Source organism: Cyclobacterium xiamenense, assembly GCF_009467825.1.
In the GTDB taxonomy this organism is placed as follows: domain Bacteria; phylum Bacteroidota; class Bacteroidia; order Cytophagales; family Cyclobacteriaceae; genus Cyclobacterium; species Cyclobacterium xiamenense.
Window position 1 is genome coordinate 1 of sequence record NZ_WIOK01000096.1, and the last position, 543, is coordinate 543.

Annotated in this window: 1 protein-coding gene; it reads right to left on the bottom strand. The window is 48.4% G+C overall.

From position 1 onward, the window contains the following. A partial coding sequence (locus GCU44_RS23065; RefSeq protein WP_394366512.1) for a hypothetical protein occupies positions 1-543 on the bottom strand: 543 nt, incomplete at both ends.

The window sequence follows — 543 nt, forward strand, 5'->3', positions numbered from 1 at the left end:
ACCCATTCGGTGATAAAATCCATCCTGCTGTCAGCCATTACCTCTTTTGCAAAATTGGATATCCCGGTAGACATCCGGATGCAGAAGGGTCTTCCTTCACTAGTCATTCTGTGCGCAATGTGGAAGTGGCCAAAGTTCCTGTCCAGCACCAGCAGGTCATCCGGCTTGGGTGGAATTTCCAACAGGCAGTCATCGAGTAAACCGGATTCGCCCGTACTCATTCTTCCGAGTCTTGCCTGTAGGGTAAGGCCGGTAAGTACGTCATAGACAAGAAGTATTCTTGCAAGAGTGGTCTTTAAACTATTGGTTTCCACTCCAAAATACCCTCTAATCTGCTTGGATGCCGGCAAGTTTAACGTACTTCCATCACCGCCAAAGACCCTGTACCCCTTCCATCTGGCAGTGGAAAATCTGTCGTAATCCTCTGAACTGATAGCGCACAGATCAGAAAAAAACTGCCATTCAATTTTGTAGCGGGCCTGTGAGAAGGCACTTCCGGTGACTTCCTGTTTCCCCAGCTTGGAAAGGACATCTTCGGTGACA